At 40.1% G+C, this 16,721-nt stretch carries 15 protein-coding genes, 1 tRNA gene and 1 other RNA gene; 6 read left to right on the top strand and 11 right to left on the bottom strand.

Going from position 1 to position 16,721, the window contains the following annotated elements; translation table 11 throughout:
* Positions 1-470: 470 nt before the first annotated feature.
* Positions 471-543, bottom strand: a tRNA-Lys gene (locus GGR21_RS19835).
* Between the two features lie 156 nt (positions 544-699).
* Here GGR21_RS19835 and GGR21_RS19830 point away from each other — a divergent pair.
* The 4 genes from GGR21_RS19830 (at position 700) to queF (ending at position 3,895) form a co-directional block, all read left to right on the top strand.
* Positions 700-1,071, top strand: a complete 372-nt coding sequence (locus GGR21_RS19830; protein WP_183308986.1) for a BlaI/MecI/CopY family transcriptional regulator — start codon at positions 700-702, stop codon at positions 1,069-1,071.
* A complete protein-coding gene (locus tag GGR21_RS19825) occupies positions 1,071-2,615 on the top strand; it encodes a M56 family metallopeptidase (protein ID WP_183308985.1) in 1,545 nt (514 codons plus the stop codon). The genes GGR21_RS19830 and GGR21_RS19825 overlap by 1 nt, the downstream gene beginning before the upstream one ends.
* Before the next feature lie 148 nt (positions 2,616-2,763).
* A complete protein-coding gene (gene queC, locus GGR21_RS19820) occupies positions 2,764-3,426 on the top strand; it encodes a 7-cyano-7-deazaguanine synthase QueC (RefSeq protein WP_183308984.1) in 663 nt (220 codons plus the stop codon).
* Positions 3,419-3,895, top strand: coding sequence for a preQ(1) synthase (queF, locus tag GGR21_RS19815; protein WP_183308983.1), 477 nt, complete (start codon positions 3,419-3,421; stop codon positions 3,893-3,895). The genes queC and queF overlap by 8 nt, the downstream gene beginning before the upstream one ends.
* Positions 3,896-3,935: 40 nt before the next feature.
* Here the strand turns inward: queF and GGR21_RS19810 are convergent, their stop codons facing one another.
* The 9 genes from GGR21_RS19810 to GGR21_RS19770 form a co-directional block, all read right to left on the bottom strand.
* Entirely contained in the window at positions 3,936-5,309 is a 1,374-nt protein-coding gene (locus tag GGR21_RS19810) for an MATE family efflux transporter (protein WP_183308982.1), read from the bottom strand.
* Between the two features lie 115 nt (positions 5,310-5,424).
* On the bottom strand, positions 5,425-6,738 hold the full coding sequence (locus GGR21_RS19805; RefSeq protein WP_183308981.1) for a YihY/virulence factor BrkB family protein: 1,314 nt from the start codon (positions 6,736-6,738) through the stop codon (positions 5,425-5,427).
* An 816-nt stretch (positions 6,739-7,554) separates the two neighbouring features.
* Positions 7,555-7,910: RNase P RNA component class A (gene rnpB / locus GGR21_RS19800), an RNA gene on the bottom strand.
* Positions 7,911-7,937: 27 nt separating this feature from the next.
* Positions 7,938-8,480: a GNAT family N-acetyltransferase gene (locus GGR21_RS19795; protein WP_183308980.1), complete on the bottom strand. Its 543-nt coding sequence runs from the start codon at positions 8,478-8,480 to the stop codon at positions 7,938-7,940.
* Positions 8,477-9,778: an NAD(P)/FAD-dependent oxidoreductase gene (locus tag GGR21_RS19790; RefSeq protein WP_183308979.1), complete on the bottom strand. Its 1,302-nt coding sequence runs from the start codon at positions 9,776-9,778 to the stop codon at positions 8,477-8,479. Before GGR21_RS19790 ends, GGR21_RS19795 begins: the two co-directional genes overlap by 4 nt.
* 111 nt (positions 9,779-9,889) lie before the next feature.
* On the bottom strand, positions 9,890-10,576 hold the full coding sequence (locus GGR21_RS19785; protein ID WP_183308978.1) for a DedA family protein: 687 nt from the start codon (positions 10,574-10,576) through the stop codon (positions 9,890-9,892).
* A gap of 78 nt (positions 10,577-10,654) precedes the next feature.
* The gene (locus GGR21_RS19780; RefSeq protein WP_183308977.1) at positions 10,655-11,197 is read right to left on the bottom strand and encodes a DJ-1 family glyoxalase III; all 543 of its coding nucleotides are present in this window, start codon (positions 11,195-11,197) and stop codon (positions 10,655-10,657) included.
* A 10-nt stretch (positions 11,198-11,207) separates the two neighbouring features.
* The gene (locus GGR21_RS19775) at positions 11,208-12,074 is read right to left on the bottom strand and encodes an energy transducer TonB family protein (RefSeq protein ID WP_183308976.1); all 867 of its coding nucleotides are present in this window, start codon (positions 12,072-12,074) and stop codon (positions 11,208-11,210) included.
* A 13-nt stretch (positions 12,075-12,087) separates the two neighbouring features.
* Positions 12,088-12,816 (bottom strand): pyridoxine 5'-phosphate synthase, encoded by a 729-nt coding sequence (locus tag GGR21_RS19770; protein ID WP_183308975.1) that lies wholly within the window; start codon positions 12,814-12,816, stop codon positions 12,088-12,090.
* A 203-nt stretch (positions 12,817-13,019) separates the two neighbouring features.
* On the opposite strand from GGR21_RS19770, the gene GGR21_RS19765 reads away from it, so the two are divergent.
* Complete coding sequence (locus GGR21_RS19765) at positions 13,020-13,889, top strand: NAD kinase (RefSeq protein WP_183308974.1); 870 nt, start codon at positions 13,020-13,022, stop codon at positions 13,887-13,889.
* A 14-nt stretch (positions 13,890-13,903) separates the two neighbouring features.
* The gene (locus tag GGR21_RS19760; RefSeq protein WP_183308973.1) at positions 13,904-15,088 is read left to right on the top strand and encodes an anaerobic sulfatase-maturation protein; all 1,185 of its coding nucleotides are present in this window, start codon (positions 13,904-13,906) and stop codon (positions 15,086-15,088) included.
* Between the two features lie 11 nt (positions 15,089-15,099).
* Here GGR21_RS19760 and lpdA read toward each other — a convergent pair whose 3' ends face one another.
* Complete coding sequence (lpdA, locus tag GGR21_RS19755) at positions 15,100-16,455, bottom strand: dihydrolipoyl dehydrogenase (RefSeq protein ID WP_183308972.1); 1,356 nt, start codon at positions 16,453-16,455, stop codon at positions 15,100-15,102.
* Positions 16,456-16,721 lie beyond the last annotated feature (266 nt).

Here is a 16,721-nt window from a genome sequence, read left to right as displayed (position 1 = left end):
AATTGAAAAACTAATAAAATTAAGAAAAAATAAAGATATTTCAACTTTATTGTATTATTTAATTCTTTCTGCCTCCTCCGCATTATAATTAGATGAAAATTTAGATACAAGTAACGAACCTAATAACTCTTATCATCAAAGGATGTTCATCATTAGCTAATCTTTGATATATAATATACAATATTTACCACTGCATTCATCAGTTTTAGTTTAATAATTATTTTTTGTTCTGAAAACTCAGCCGTGATTAATAGTCTCATGAACTTTGTATATTAAATACGTTTGTCCATTAAGTTTATTATCTATCAATGATTTTAGTTTATCTACTTATTTTGAAGCCCTGAATCAAAATTACTTTAATGTTAGGCCATTCTTTTGGGGTTGATTTCTTCTCAAATAAAAAAGCCTTCCAAATAAATTTTTTAGAAGGCTTTTCTTTCTTTTATACCAGATTTGACTCTGGCTTTCTGTGACCCCGGAGGGGCTCGAACCCTCGACCCAATGATTAAGAGTCATTTGCTCTACCAACTGAGCTACGGAGTCGTTTGGTGAATGCAAAAGTATAATAATTATTCCTTTTTTAAAAATTAAACTTCAAAAATATCTTTTGGTGATATTAATTTATCTACATTTATTAACTATGACATTTAGTTATAACTAAATTTTTTAGTTATATTTGTCGTGAATAAAATACTAAATATGAAAAATTTAACTAAAAAAGAAGAAGAAATAATGTCTTTTTTCTGGACGCAAGGACCAATGCAGGTGAAAGATATACAGGATTTATATAAAAATCCCAAACCACATGTAAATACGATATCCACACTAATACGCATACTCGAGGACAAAGGATTTGTCGGGCACGAGCCTGTTGGAAAAGCTTATAAATACTATGCTTTAGTGAGTAAAGATAATTTTAAAAAAGACACTCTGAAAAAGGTCATTAACAAGTATTTTAATAACTCTTATTTGGGGGTAGTTTCTACCCTTGTTGAAGAGGAAAAAATCTCCTTGGAGGACTTAAAACAATTAGTTGAGAAAGTAGAGGGTGCACATAGAAATAAAAAGTGATGGTAGATCTATTAATATACAATATCAAGATTTCTATTTTATTGCTATTCTTTTATATAATATATAAACTGATATGTAGCCAGAGTGTATTTTTCAGAATCAACCGGCTCTGTATTCTTTTGTTTTACCTCAGTAGCCTCTTCATTTTTCTTATAAGAATAGAAGCTGATACATTCGAAGCACAACATGTTATTGCCAAATATGAGGTATTGTTAACTACAGAGGTAATATCTGTATCTCAACATCAGACACCTGTAATTGAAACCGCAGGCGATACTCCAATAAACTGGATGAATGTCATCGGTGTCGTTTACCTAACAGGAGTATTCTTTGTGTTGCTGCGTATTATCTATTCTATCCTATACATATTATCTATTACAAAAGGCTGCGAAAAGAAAAAAATGGATAAAGCGACCCTTATTCTGGTAGATAAAATTGTCCCCTCATTTAGCTGGATGAAATATATAATAATCTCCCGGAAAGACTATGATGAAAATAAGGATATAATTCTGACGCACGAATTATCTCACATCCGGAATAAGCATTCCCTGGACTTGTTAATTTCGGAATTTTTTCTGCTATTTCAGTGGTATAATCCTATTGCATGGCTTTTTCGGAGAGAACTTCGGGATGTTCATGAATTTGAAGCTGATGATAGTGTCCTAAAATCAGGCATCGATGCTAAAACATATCAATTTTTATTAATTAAAAAAGCTGCTGGTTCACAATATCTCACCTTTATGACCAACAGCTTTAATCACAGTAAACTCGAAAAAAGAATCACTATGATGTTAAAAAACAACAACAATCCGTATGCGAGACTGAAGTATCTACTTCTGATTCCTGCATTTGCAATTGCCGTATCCCTTTTTGCCCGTCCCGAACTTACAAGTAGAATAGGCGGACTTCCAGAGGTTGAAAGTACAGAAAAAAATGTTTATTTGCAAAACAAACTTGCCGATCCTTCCGACACAATCGATCTGAAAGAGTATCGGGTGGAAGCTTTCCGGAATGGGGAAAGAATAGATTTTAACCAGTGGAAAAACTTTGAAAGAATAGATGGGTATATCCTTGTAACAACAGATTCGGCGCGTTATTACCGGAATGGAGTGCAGATAGCCCATACCGTCGGAGGAACTCTTAATGTCTCCGAAAAAAACAAAAAGCTAAGTGGCGAAACGATACAACAGAAATTGATTGCAGCATACGCAATGAAGTTTGTAAGACAAAGTGATATGCTAAAAGCTGCAGGAGGTAAAGATAACTTCCTAAACTCAATCGATCTGAAAAAGTACAGAGTAGAGTCCTACTTGAATGGGAAGAGGATAAACTTTGATGAATGGAAAAATTTTAGAGAAAAAGATGGTTATATTGTTATCGATATCGATTCGGCAATCTACTATAACGGCAATAAAAGGATCGGACAACAGAAAGCTACACCTGGTCCGTTTCAGCAGAATATTTCCAAAAGCACCAAAAATCTGAATGGAGAAACAATACAGCGTATATTGATAGCCTCGCAGCTGTTCCAACGGGGAGAATAGACACAAACAATATAGAAAAATGTAGAATGAGCCATATCTTACTTTCGGGATATAGCTCATTCTCATTTTATTTCACTATTTTTGTAATTGAAAAGATATTCTTTTCCGTGTAGCTTAGGATTAACCACGTAAAAAACAAAGAATTATAATGTATAATAAAGAATCAGCCCTAGTCTTGTTCTCCGGAGGACAAGATTCTACTACGTGCCTGTATTGGGCACTTAAAAACTTTTCATCAGTTCGCACTCTATGCTTTACTTACGGACAACGCCATTCTAAAGAGGTAGAAGTGGCGAAGATAATTGCTGAGGAAGCGGGTGTTCCGTTCCAACTGTTGGATGCATCTATTATCAGCCAATTATCAGTGAACTCGTTAACGAGCGATATAGTAATGGATCAGGAGAAACCAGCCGATTCGTATCCGAATACATTTGTTCCCGGCCGTAATCTATTGTTCCTGACCTTTGCTGCTGTTATTGCTCGTTCGCATGGTATCCGCCATATTGTAACAGGTGTATCGGAGGCCGATTATAGTGGCTATCCTGATTGCAGAGATACATTCATTCTGTCTGCTAATGCTTCTATCAATTTGGCGATGGACGAACACTTTCAAATTCATACTCCACTTATGTGGCGCGACAAAACTGCGGTGTGGGAACTGGCGGATGAGTTAGGCGTTTTTGATATAGTTCGCAATCAAACCCTGACCTGCTACAATGGTATAATCGCAGATGGCTGCGGACATTGCCCTGCGTGTAAGTTGCGTAAACAAGGATTGGAAAATTATTTAAAAAAGAGAGATTATGAGTAGCATTGAAGGTCTTAGTCATTTAGGTTCGAAAACGGAATATAAGGATAATTATGCCCCGGAAGTATTAGAAGCTTTCGAAAATAAGCATCAGGATAACGATTATTGGGTAACATTCAACTGCCCCGAATTTACAAGCTTGTGCCCGATTACGGGACAGCCCGATTTTGCGACAATCCATATTAACTATATCCCTGATGTAAAGATGGTAGAGAGTAAAAGCCTGAAACTATATCTTTTCAGTTTTAGAAATCACGGAGCTTTCCACGAGGATTGTGTGAATATAATAATGAAAGATTTGGTAAGCCTGATGGATCCCAGGTATATTGAGGTTATAGGAGTATTTACGCCACGGGGAGGGATCAGTATTTATCCATATTGTAACTATGGGCGTTCGGGTACCATGTATGAGATGATGGCAAAAGAGCGTCTTCTCAAATATTATCCTCAGTATATTATGAATAACAAATAGAAGTATGCAGAGGGATGTAAGTCATTATATCCCTCTCTTTTTATCCTATCTTAGGCCGCTTCTTCTTTATTCGTTTATATACCACAGCAAACCATGTCGGCAGGATTATACCTTTGCAGACTGTAGATATGGCGATAGCCCACCAGACTCCGGTAATCCCCATCTGGGAAGCCAGATAATATGCCAGCGGTATTCGTAATGCGTTAAACGTAATACTGATAACAGCCGGTTCTATTGTCCGGCCAATGCCATTAAACATACCCTGGGTTGTGAGTTCAAACATCATGAATATCTGCACCAGTCCCATCACAAAGAGATATTCTGCACCTGCTTTCATAGCGTTCTCTTCGGGTACGATAATACCAAATATCTGTGCTCCGAAAAGTATGAAGCAGATACTGACTGCGACACCTAATGTGAGCATCACCCTGATGGTATAGATATATGCTTTTTTCCCTCTTTCGATTTTGTTGGCAGCATAATTCTGTGCCACAAAAGCACTTAATGCAGTAGAGAATCCCTGGGAGGTATTCCATGTAACGGCTTCTATCTGTCCACCTGTTGTTTGTGCCATCATTCCCAGATGTCCGCCGTGGATAGACGCTACACGGGCAAGGTTCATATTAATGATGGCATATAATGAGTTCATTATTGAAACAGGTGTTCCCAGGAAAAATATTCGTTTCAGATAGATAAGTTTAGGCTTAATGAAGAAGGAGAAATTGCCCAATATGCGGCTTCCGTACTTTATCTGATAGAAGAACAGAAGAAATACAAAAAGTTGGGCGCACACCGTTCCTATGGCAGCTCCATGCAAGCCCAGCCCCATGACAAACATGAGTATAGGATCGAGTATCATATTTAAAACCAGTCCCGCCGCATTGTTCCGGAATGGTACGATACTCCTTCCCGCGCCATTATATATTCCTGTAAAATTATAGGACAGGAACTGGAAAGGCAGGCTGATAGTGAGTATTCTCAGATATAATACGGCATCGGCCGTAATGTCGGCTTCCAGCTTAAAGAATGAGAGGATAGGGTAGGCAAATATAAAAAGAATGGCTACCCATAAGATGGCTAAGAAAATAGATACCGTTGTAGAATGAGAAGCGTAAATAGCAGCCCGTTTCATTTTCTTTGCTCCAATAGATTGACCTACGGCTACCTCTGAACCAATCATAGCCAGATAAGCGACAGATGCAGTCAGCCAGAGCAGCATGCCGATCGCCCCGATAGCCGCTTCCGATTTTGTCGCTATCTCGGGGTGTGATACTGTCCCCAGTCTTCCTACCCACGACATGGCCATCAGGGTATATGCCATTTGCAGGAAACTGGTTCCCATAAGCGGTAATGCCAGGCGAAGCAGGGTGGGGAAGATCTTTCCTTCCGTAAGATTGTGAATACCTGTTTTCATTAGTTTAATTTCAAAATTCCAAGTTTCAAGATTTCAAAATTTTAATTATAAATATTTATCTTTTTAATACATCCAATCTTGAAATCTTGAAATGTTAGATCTTGAAATCTCATAATTATATGTCTTTTAATAGTTTCGGGTTTGAGGTAGAAATGTCTTTGGTTTCCAGTATCGTTTCCCATTCCTTCTTAAATTCTGATTCTATATCGATGGCAAAGTCTTCCGATCCATATGTATTCATTTTCTGGAATAAATAGCCTACTGTTATCTGGTTTATATCGATTGCCGGGATGTAAGCCGGGATCAGATCGTCATCAGTAGGGGTTTCCACTATCAGGCCTATTTGTTGCAGATAAAACAGTGTGTCGCCTGTCAGTCTTGTCGGTATCTTGTACTGCTCCGACAATTCGTCGGCAGTATATGGGTTTTCCCCTTTTTCGAACCGTCTTATGATAAGAGTCATAACTAATAAAATGACGAAATCCCTGTAACGCCGGCTTATATTGGCTGTTTCGTGATCAAAACTGAATTTGTTTACATTCTGATATGCGAATGATAATTGTACGCCGAAGAGAACCAGAAACCATGTAAGCTGCAACCATAGTAATAATAATGGTAAGGCTGCAAAACTACCATATATGGCATTATATTTCGATATCCATATCTGTCCGTTAATATAGAGCATCTGGAATATCTGGAAACATACTCCGGTAAAGACTCCGCCCAGTAAGGCACTTGTAAACTTTACTTTCGTATTGGGAAGATAGATATAGAGAATGGTAAACAACAATGTCGTGATGAGGAAAGGTATTATTTTCATAAAAGGGCTTATGACTAAACCCAGAAAATATTGCTGGTCGGCTGTCGTATTCAGTAAGACTGTAACTCCGGCATTGCAGATGAGAAATACGGGCGCAATGATGATCAGGGCGAGATAATCGGTAAACATACGGAAATAGGTACGTCCCTTTTTCACCTGCCATATCTTGTTGAAGTTGTCTTCTATGTTTGAAAGCAGATTTATTACGGTATAAAGTAAAAGGATGACACCTATACCCAGGAATACTCCGCCTTTTGCATATTCTATCGAACTGTCGATGAATGCCATTGCTTTCTTCAGCACCTCCTCCTGCCCTGCAAAATAGCTGAAAAGTTGTGATTTTACAATATTCTGGAATCCAAATCCTCTGGCTATGGCGAATAGTACGGCCAGCAGGGGTACTATTGACAACAACGTGCTGTACGTTAGTGCCGAAGCGCGGGTGAATAGCTGCGATCCATCTACATTGCGGATGGTCAGTATAAAGGCTTTGACTATATTATAAAAGCTCATCTTCCTCGATGACCTGTCTCTTTTGTTGAGTCTCCAGATGTCGTAGGAAAGAAACCGTATGGTTCTTGTTATAAAGTTCTTAATTTTATCGATCATGGCCTGATAAATTATGGACAAAGATAATCTCTTCTTTCTATAGGAAACGTATCAATTTTATATATTGTTTAAAAAACCTGACAAACCTGACACTTCGCTACGCTCCGTTCAATGTGCTGATTAGTAAATATGCCAATGTGCCAATGATGGTAATCAACAAAGAACTCCAGTTACTCTTTTTACTCTGTATTTTAAAAAAGTTACAAAAGTTACACTTTTGCAGCATTTTCAACTAAAACCTGACACTTCATTCAGTCAACAGTGAACAGTGAACAGTTAACAATTTCATTCTTTGCGTCTCTGCGTCTTTGCGAGAAACTTGTTTTGTTAAAACCTGACACATCTGACACATTTTATACCCTCCATTCATAACTTATAACTCATGCGAATCAGTAGTTCGCTTTAATCGTTCGTTTTTACTAACGCGCCCTTCGGGTTTGTTTTTCATTTTGGCATTGCCCAAAACGAAACAAAAGGCTAGTGCCTGGTTCCCCGCCGACCTGTCATCGGCTTGCCGGCTAAACCAAATAAACTCGCCTGCGGCTCAGACAGTATTTGGTTTCACGCCGTCTTCACCGGACAGGTGCCCGTCGTAGGAACCTATGCACGGAGGGTGAGCCACCAAAGCATTTTTGCATCCTTTTTTTGCTTAGGAAAAAAGGATGGTAAGCAATCTTCGATTGTGCGCAGTAAAAAAACGAACGATTTCTTATTACAATCATAATAATTTGACTACTGATTGGCATAACTCATAACTTATAATTCCTTTATTTACATAGATAAAGTAATTGAAAGAATATGCAGGAAAGGATAATAAAAAACAGTAAGCCTGTAAGCCGGGTTCTGTACCCTGATGTGCAGGGTGTTTGCCATTTATCTACGCCGATTGTCGCCAACCGGCTCTATCGACCTACCCCCCGGCATCGGACGAGCAGTCCTACGTGCGCCGGTATACATGGTCTTTCAACTCGCAAGAGGCACGGCTCCGCATATTGCTATACAGACCGGTGAGCTCTTACCTCACCTTCTCACCCTTACCCTTTCGGGCGGTTATTTTCTTCTGCCTTACTTTGCCCTCACGGACAGCTTCCCGTTAGGAAATGCGATGCTCTGTGTTGCCCGGACTTTCCTCTTCCTGCCCGAAGGCAGCCAGCGGCAAACCGGCCTACTGTATCAGGTAGCAAAGATACGCTTTTTAATCAGGAGTTAGGATTTTTCATCACAATATTGCACAGGTCGTCATAGAAGTCATAATATTCGCTCTTTTCCAGTTTCCGGTTCAGGCTTAGCACGACTAATTCATGAGGTATAAGCGATTCTTTGTACGCAGGATGAAAATGTATGTATGGATTAGCTTCATAATCCAGCTTTTCATAGAACTTTAGTCTCTTCTCAGAGATTCCATCAAGCGGTGGGTCTATTTCCAGAATAATGGTTTTTGATATAAATCCGGCAAATTCTTCCAGTAATTTACTCCCTTTATTTTGTCCTCGGAGTGCAGGATTTACAGCCAGATGCTCAATGTAAACATAGTTTTTGAAATTCCAATAGGCAATAAAAGATATAAGTTTATCCTCGTTGGTTTCAATGATGAGGCAATACTGTTTGTCTTTGAAGGCCTCCTCTTGTTGAGATTTGTTTCTTTGCTCATGAAGAGGAAAAGAAACGGTATAAATCTCGCGAAAAGACTTATACCATTGATCTTTGCTATCTTTTATTCTGTAAAATGTTTTTCCGGTCATAGTTCTTCTTTGTACATTTTATTGAACGAAGGGCGTATAAATAATCGCAAAGATACATCATAATTAAGATAGCTCCATACCCAGTCTATAAATACCGATACCTTGTTGCGCATTCCTACTATCGATAAAATGTGTACCCATAGCCACAGCCACCAGGCAAACCATCCGCCGAAACGGAACTTTCCCAGGTCAGCGACTGCCGCGTTTCGCCCGATTGTTGCCAGTGATCCTCTGTCGGAATATGCAAACTTCTCCCATTCTTCACCCTTGATGCTGTTATTGAGGTTTTTTGCCAGTCTTTTTGCCATTTGCAGGGCAACCTGTGCCACTTGCGGATGTCCTTTCGGACTTTTGTCGGAAAGAAGCAGGGCGGTATCTCCGACAGCAAAGACATTGTCATATCCCTCTACCTGATTGAATTCGTTTACGAGTAGCCGCCCTCTGTTGTAAGAGGTTTCGGCCAGCCCTTTCAGACTGTTAGGTTTCACGCCTGCCACCCAGAATATGTTGCGGGAGCGGAGTATTTTCCCGTTTTTCAATTTTACAAGAGGTTTTTCTATAGAATCCACTGCTATATCCTGATGAATAATAACACCTCTCTTTTTCAATGTTTCAGTCGCTTTCTCAGAAGCCTGCTCCGACATGGCAAACAGCAAGCGCGGAGACGCATCTACAAGATGTATTTCCATCTTTGAAAAATCTGTTTCCGGGTAATCCTTAGGGAATATCGATTTTTTCATATCGGCCAGGGCTCCGGCCAGTTCTACTCCTGTAGCTCCGCCGCCGACGATTACAAAAGAGAGTATTTCCTTTAGTTCCTCTTCATTCTTTGCGTTCAGCGCTTCTTCGAGGCTGAGTAGTATCCTGTTTCTCACCAGAAGCGATTCTGATAAAGATTTCAATGCAAATGTATCTTCTCTTATTTTGTCGTTACCGAAATAGTTGGTGTCGCAACCTGTGGCAATGGTGAGATAGTCGTAGCTGATATTGCCTATACTTGTGTGCAATATTTTGTTTTCGGGATCGACCGAAAGCGCCTCACACATGCGGAAGTGGAAATCACTCGATTTCTGAAATCCTTTACGATGGGGGTAGGAGATAGAGCTCGGCTCCAGTCCTCCGGTTGCCACCTGATAGAACAAGGGCTGGAATTGGTAATAATTATTCTTATCAACCAGTACAATCTGGTAGTTCTTTTTATCTATCTTTTTCGCGAGTTCGAGCCCGGCGAAACCTCCGCCTATAATTACCAGGCGCTTTTTTGTTCCCGATTCGGGTATGTTTGCCATATAATTCATGTCTATGGTCGTTTATGGGTTATTAAAATAAAAAACCACCTCCACACTTTGAGGGTTGCTCATTATGTGTTAGTGGTAATAGAATTAAGATATTTAAAATATCTCTATATCTTATTTATCAATGTTTGCTTTGGCTGCTTTTCTTGATTCCCATTTGGCTTTTAGTACTTCATATACGCCGGGCAGAATGGATACTATAACAATGATAATAACAACTTTGTCTAGATTTTTTTCTACCCATGCGTTACTTCCTATTATAGCTCCTAACGCACAGAAAATTACAACCCAAGCTATACCTCCTATAACGTTGTAGGAGAAGAAATGTTTATAGCTCATTTTACCCATGCCGGCTACGAATGGCGCAAAAGTGCGTACTATAGGGACAAAACGCGCAAGGATAATTGTTTTGCCACCGTGTTTTGCATAAAACTGGTTTGTCTTTTCCAGATACTCTTGTTTAAATATCTTAGACTTCGGATTACTGAAAAGTTTTTGTCCGAAGAATCGCCCTATCGTATAATTTGTGGCATCACCAATAATAGCGGCTGCAATGAGTATGGCCACAAGGAAATAAATGTGCAGGGGATTATCAGGGCGAACGGCTATTGCTCCGGCCAGGAATAACAATGAATCTCCCGGAAGGAAAGGGGTTACGACCAGTCCTGTTTCACAGAAAATAATTAAAAATAAAATGGCGTAGACCCAAATACCATATTCAGTGACCAGCCAGTCGAGAGTACCTCCGGTATCTCTCAGAAGATTGAGGAAAAAATTCCAGACTTCGTGTAAAAAATCCATCTTTCAGTTGTGTTATTTTTTATATGTTTATTTATATAAGAAATGATGAGACTCGCTTCTCATCATTCCTTTGTATGTTTATTCGACTAATAATCCGGCGGCAACAGCATCACGCTTCTCTTTGCCGGCTACTTGTTCTACAAGGCTCAGGGCGAAATCGATAGTGAGGCCGGGGCCACGTCCGGTAGTGATATTGCCGTCTATTACAACGGCTTTATCTGTTTGAAGGTTTGCTCCTTCAAGATATTTTTCGAATCCGGGATAACATGTAGCGTTTTTGCCTTTTAGCAATCCTAGTCCGCCAAGTACCATCGGTGAGGCACAGATCGCCGCAACTTTCTCTCCTTTGTTAGCAAAGGCAAGTACTTCTTTTTTCATGTTCTCATGCTCGTTGAACTTAGGTGTTCCTCCGGGAAGTACCAGCATTCCGGCTGTGGAAAAATCTACCTGATCGAACATTAAGTCGGCAGTAACGATCACTTTACGGCTGCTCATTACTTGTTTACTATCGGTGAGAGATACAGATTTTACATCCAGTTCGGCACGTCGAAGAACATCTATTGTTCCCAACGCTTCAATTTCTTCGAATCCTGTAGTAAGAAATACAAATATTGTTTTCATATCTGTGACCTTAATTTAGATTAAACTTATATGTGATTTTCCCTTTCTGGTTTGTAACGGATGATACCTCGTTGAAACGGGTTCTTTTAGCAGCCCTTATAGCTTCGTTACGTAGGTTAGTGTTTGGCGTGTTTGTCCCTTTGCCAATAGTGGCTTCCACCACTTCGCCTTTAGCGTTTACCAGTATATCGACTACTACAGTACCATAATCATCCACCGAATAATTTGGTTTTACCAGTCCTCCGCTTCCGAGGCTGCGTCCTCCCAGGTCGAACGAACCCCAACCACCTATTCCTGAAGTTTTCCCATGGCTGGCATTCCCAGTTGTTACACCTTGTGTACCTGTGCCTTCGGTTTCTCCACGGCTACCGCTGCCTGTGCCATTGCCAAACAGACCGGCCATCTGATTATTTATCTGTCCTTTCTTTTCAGCTTCCAGTTTTGCTATGCGGTCGGCTTCTGCTTTTTGTCTTTTTTCGGCAGCTTCCTGTTCTTTTTTTTCTTCGGCTTTGCGTTTGGCTTCTTTTATAGCGACAGTTTCTTCTAAGTCCTGAGTGACAGGCGCGGTATTAGTATTGCTTACAGAAGGTTGTACTTCTTTAACTGTATTCTCCATCATAGGAAGAGGATCTTCAGAGACGTTAGGAGATGTGTTTTCTTGTGTCCCGACAGTTTCACCGCTTCCCCGTCCGAATGGCTCATCGTGGCCGAATGCATCGGCCACATTACCGAACATCACGGGAACACCACCCAGATCTTCCGCCTGTCGGGTGATGGGAGTAAGATCCATCGTATATAACAACAGGGCTAAAACAACCAAGAGGTGGAACCCGATGGTTGCCCCTATACTAATCATTCTGTCCTTTTGTTCTTCCATAATTCTAAAATTGTTAGAGTTCGGGTGTTTCTGTCAAACAGCTTTTGTATGCTTTAATGGTTTTCTCCAGACCGAAATACAAAGCATCGCTTATCAGCGCATGGCCGATAGATACCTCATCGAGCCAGGGTATATTCTTATAAAGATAATGCAGATTTTCCAGGCTCAGATCGTGCCCGGCATTAAGCCCAAGCCCTAGTTTTTTAGCTAGCTTAGCTGCTTCAATAAATGGAGCTATGGCTCCTTCTTTATTCCTGGTATAGTCGCTGGCATAGGGTTCGGTGTACAGTTCTATACGGTCTGTTCCTGTTTTTGCAGCAGCTTCTATTATTTTAAGGTCTGTGCCAACAAAGATAGATGTGCGTACCCCTACTTCATGGAACTCATCTACCAGATCGGACAGGAATTGCTGATTCTTGATCGTATCCCATCCTGCATTAGATGTTATCGCATCCGGAGCATCGGGCACGAGTGTTACTTGTGTAGGTCTGATAGTCATAATCAGATCAATGAATTTTTGCGTAGGGTAGCCTTCTATATTAAATTCTGTCCTTACTTTGGCTTTCAGATCATTCACGTCCTTAAACCGGATATGCCGTTCGTCGGGACGGGGATGCACGGTTATACCATCTGCTCCAAATTTTTCACAGTCGAGGGCTACTTTTACCACATCAGGGACATTGCCACCACGGGCATTCCTTATAGTGGCAACTTTGTTGATATTTACACTAAGTTTTGTCATGAAAAACAATTAATAAAGTATCAATTCTATTTATAATGTTTAAAACAGTCTGTTTGTATAAACTTTTTTAGCAACTTTGCAGAACGATACTAAGCTACAAATGTAATACGAATTGGTGAAATAGCGAATACCAGTTCCGATTTATTAACAGCTTATGGTGTTATTTGTTTTGCCGATAGGTATTTAACCGAAAAATAAAAGAAATGAAGATCGCCGTTTTTGGGAGCAAACATCAGAAAAAGGAACAAGTAGAGAAACTATTCGCCATACTTCGGAAAAATAATACTGAGATTTATCTCCAGGAAAAGTTTTATATCTATCTGAAAGATGCACTTAAACTACAATATGATATCGCCGGAGTTATAAAAACTGATGACTTTGAAGCAGATCTGGTTGTAAGTATCGGAGGGGATGGAACTTTTTTGCGCACGGCGTCTATTATCGGGAAAAAGGATATTCCGATACTGGGAATAAATGCCGGCCGGTTGGGCTTTCTTGCGGATGTGGGAGAAAAGGATTTTGAAGCCACATTCACTGATGTTTTTTCGGGTAACTATCGTATTGAGCATCGCAGCCAGTTGCATCTGACGACCGAGCATAAGGACTATCATGGTTTTAATTATGCCCTGAATGAAATTGCTATAATGAAACAGGATACGGCTTCTATGATCACTGTACATGCCTATATTGATGATGAATATCTGACTTCCTATGAGGCAGACGGACTTATTATAGCTACCCCTACCGGTTCTACTGCTTATTCGATGAGTGTGGGTGGGCCGATAATGGCTCCGACCACATCGAATTTTGTCATATCTGCCATCGCCCCTCATAGTTTGAGTAACAGGCCTTTGGTGGTTTCAGATAGCAGTGTTATAACATTGGACGTGGAAAGCCGTAATAACAACTATCTGATCTCGTTGGATGGCCGTTCCAATGTGCTTACAACAGGGACAAAGCTCAGGATAGAAAAGGGGGCTTATAGCCTGAAAGTAATTAAGCGAAAAGAAAATACATTTTTTGATACACTTCGAAATAAACTGATGTGGGGAATAGACCCCCGTCAAAGCTAAAAAAGATAATACTAATGAATGCAAATTATATATCACCATTCTCACAGCCGCTTTATGTAATGCTCAAGCCTGTGGGTGCCCTTTGCAACCTGCGTTGCAAGTATTGCTACTATTTAGAAAAGAAAGGCTTATACTCCGAAATTAAGAACCACGTGATGAGTGAAGCTCTTCTGGAGAGGTTTATAGAAGAGTATATCAATGCGCAAACAATGGCGGAGATACTTTTCACCTGGCATGGCGGAGAAGCTCTGATGCGAAATATTAGTTTTTATAAAAAAGCAGTCGAGTTACAGAATAAATATGGCAGGGGACGATATATCCAGAATACATTGCAGACTAACGGTACATTACTTACCGATGAATGGTGCCGGTTCTTTAAGGAAAACAACTTCCTGATCGGAATATCTGTGGACGGGCCTCAGCATTGCCATGATGTGTACCGCAAGACGCGTGATAACAGGCCGTCTTTCTATCAGGTAATGAAAGGAGTGGAATTACTGAAGAAACATGGTGTGGAGTATAATATACTGGGAGTGGTTAATGATTATAATGTGGATTATCCGCTTGAATTCTATAATTTCTTTAAAAGTATAGATTGCCATTATATCCAGTTTTCACCTATTGTAGAAAGAATAGACGGAGAATTTGCTCCATGGAATGTTCCTGCCGAAAAATGGGGCGATTTTCTGATCGCTATATTTGATGAATGGGTAAAACAGGATGTCGGACAGTTTTATATTCAGTATTTCGATTCCACATTGGCTAATTGGGTAGGAGAGAAGCCCGGCGTATGCATATTGGCTAAAACCTGCGGACATGCGGGAGTGATGGAATTTAACGGGGATGTGTATGCCTGCGATCATTTTGTATATCCCGAATATAAGATCGGAAATATTTATAATCAGACATTGACCGAAATGATGTATTCACAGAAGCAGATCAATTTCGGGAATGACAAGTATGATAAACTTCCCACGCAATGTAAAGAATGCGAGTTCTTATTTGCCTGTTATGGCGAATGCCCTAAGAACCGGATAATAAAGACCAAATCAGGCGAAAGCGGCCTTAATTATTTGTGTAAAGGATATTATAAATTCTTTAAACATGTGGCTCCATATATGGACTATATGAAGAACGAATTGAATCATAAAAGACCTCCGGCTAATATTATGGATGCTATCAGAACCGGAAGCCTTTAATTTTTATTTCTTTACGAGAATAAAGTCTCATGTATGATCTCCCCTACAGTAGGATGAGGAAAGACGATCTTTTGAAACTCTTCTACTGTAAAGCCTTTTTCGATTGCGATACCTGCAATTACAATTAGTTCAGAGGCCGGATTTCCCAGCATGTGGCAACCTATTATTTCGTCCTTACCTCCGATAATAAGCTTGCAGGTGCCATTTCCCATTTCGTTTTCGGCAACAAAACGGCCTGAATATGCCATTGGTAGTTTAAGTACTCTGAATGGTTCGCCTTTAGCGGTTAATTCTTCTTCGGTTTGCCCTACTCCGGCTATTTCAGGATTGGTATAGACTACGCCCGGAATGGCTTTGTAACTCATTCTGTCCTTTTTCCCCGTTATATGATTGACAGCAACCTCTCCTTCTCTAACGGCTGTATGTGCCAAAAGGGAATACCCGGTGATATCTCCGCAGGCATATACATTAGGATGCGATGTTTGCATGCACTCATTCACTTTTATCCCACTGCGGAACATTTCTATGCCTAATTTGTCAACATTCAGATTGGCAGTAACCGGACGACGGCCTGTACTTAGCAGGATCTGACCGGCTTCTATTTGTGATTGTTCGCCATCCTTTTCAATAATGACATTTACTCCTTCAATAGCTATGACTTTTGTCTCGAGATAAAAATCTATTCCCCGTTTTGCATATTCCGCACGAAGCATGGCAGATAGCTCTTTATCCATTGCTCCAAGTATTTCGGGTAACATCTCGATAACGGTAACCTTTGTGCCCAGGCTATTGAAGAAAGATGCAAATTCAATGCCAATAACACCTCCGCCGATAATAGCCAATGAATCGGGAGCTTCTTTGTTATCCAGTGCTTCTTTAGATGTCCAGTAACCACTTTCGGCCAGACCTTTTATTGGGGGAACTATCGTTTCGGAACCAGTACATAGCAGAACCTTTTCTGCGGTTATCGTTTCCCCATTGTATGAGATAAGGATATTACGCTCACCGTCTTCACCCTCTATTGTTGCTTCTGAATTGATTACCGTAACTTCATGGGCTGCCAGTTTTTGTTTAATTCCGGCAACCAGTTTACGAACGGTTTTCTGCTTGCGTGCTATTATTTTTCCTAAGTCGAAATCCGGTGAGCCTTCTATCGATACACCGTATTTAGGAGCACTTTTGATGCTGTCTAATGTCTTTGCCGAATAGAGGAGGGTTTTAGTCGGTATACAGCCCTCATTGAGACATACGCCACCTAAAGCGTTTTTCTCAAACAGGATGGTTTTTAGTCCGTTTGCCGCGGCTCTTTCGGCAGCGGTATATCCGGCAGGGCCTCCGCCGATAATAGCAATGTCGTACAGTGTCATGGTTTTAAGTGTTTATTTTTTATAAGGTTAATTTTGGTATAAAGATAAGTATTTATACGAATCAGAACTCAAAAGTTGACAAAGTTGACGCATATTTTAATTTTTCATTTGTCTGTCTTTATCCGAAAATTAGTCTTTCTTTTCAATAAATTCTTATGACTTACCTTTTTCATTTAGGTATTTTTAGGTATAGATAAAGTTTTTCAGATTCAATGAAAAAAGCCTGTACGGTCAATCGTACAGGCTTTCAATATTATTATAAGAGA

This window comes from Dysgonomonas hofstadii (assembly GCF_014196915.1).
Taxonomy (GTDB): Bacteria; Bacteroidota; Bacteroidia; order Bacteroidales; family Dysgonomonadaceae; genus Dysgonomonas; species Dysgonomonas hofstadii.
The sequence above is the reverse complement of the archived record's forward strand: the minus strand, read 5'-3'. Positions and strand labels throughout refer to the sequence as shown.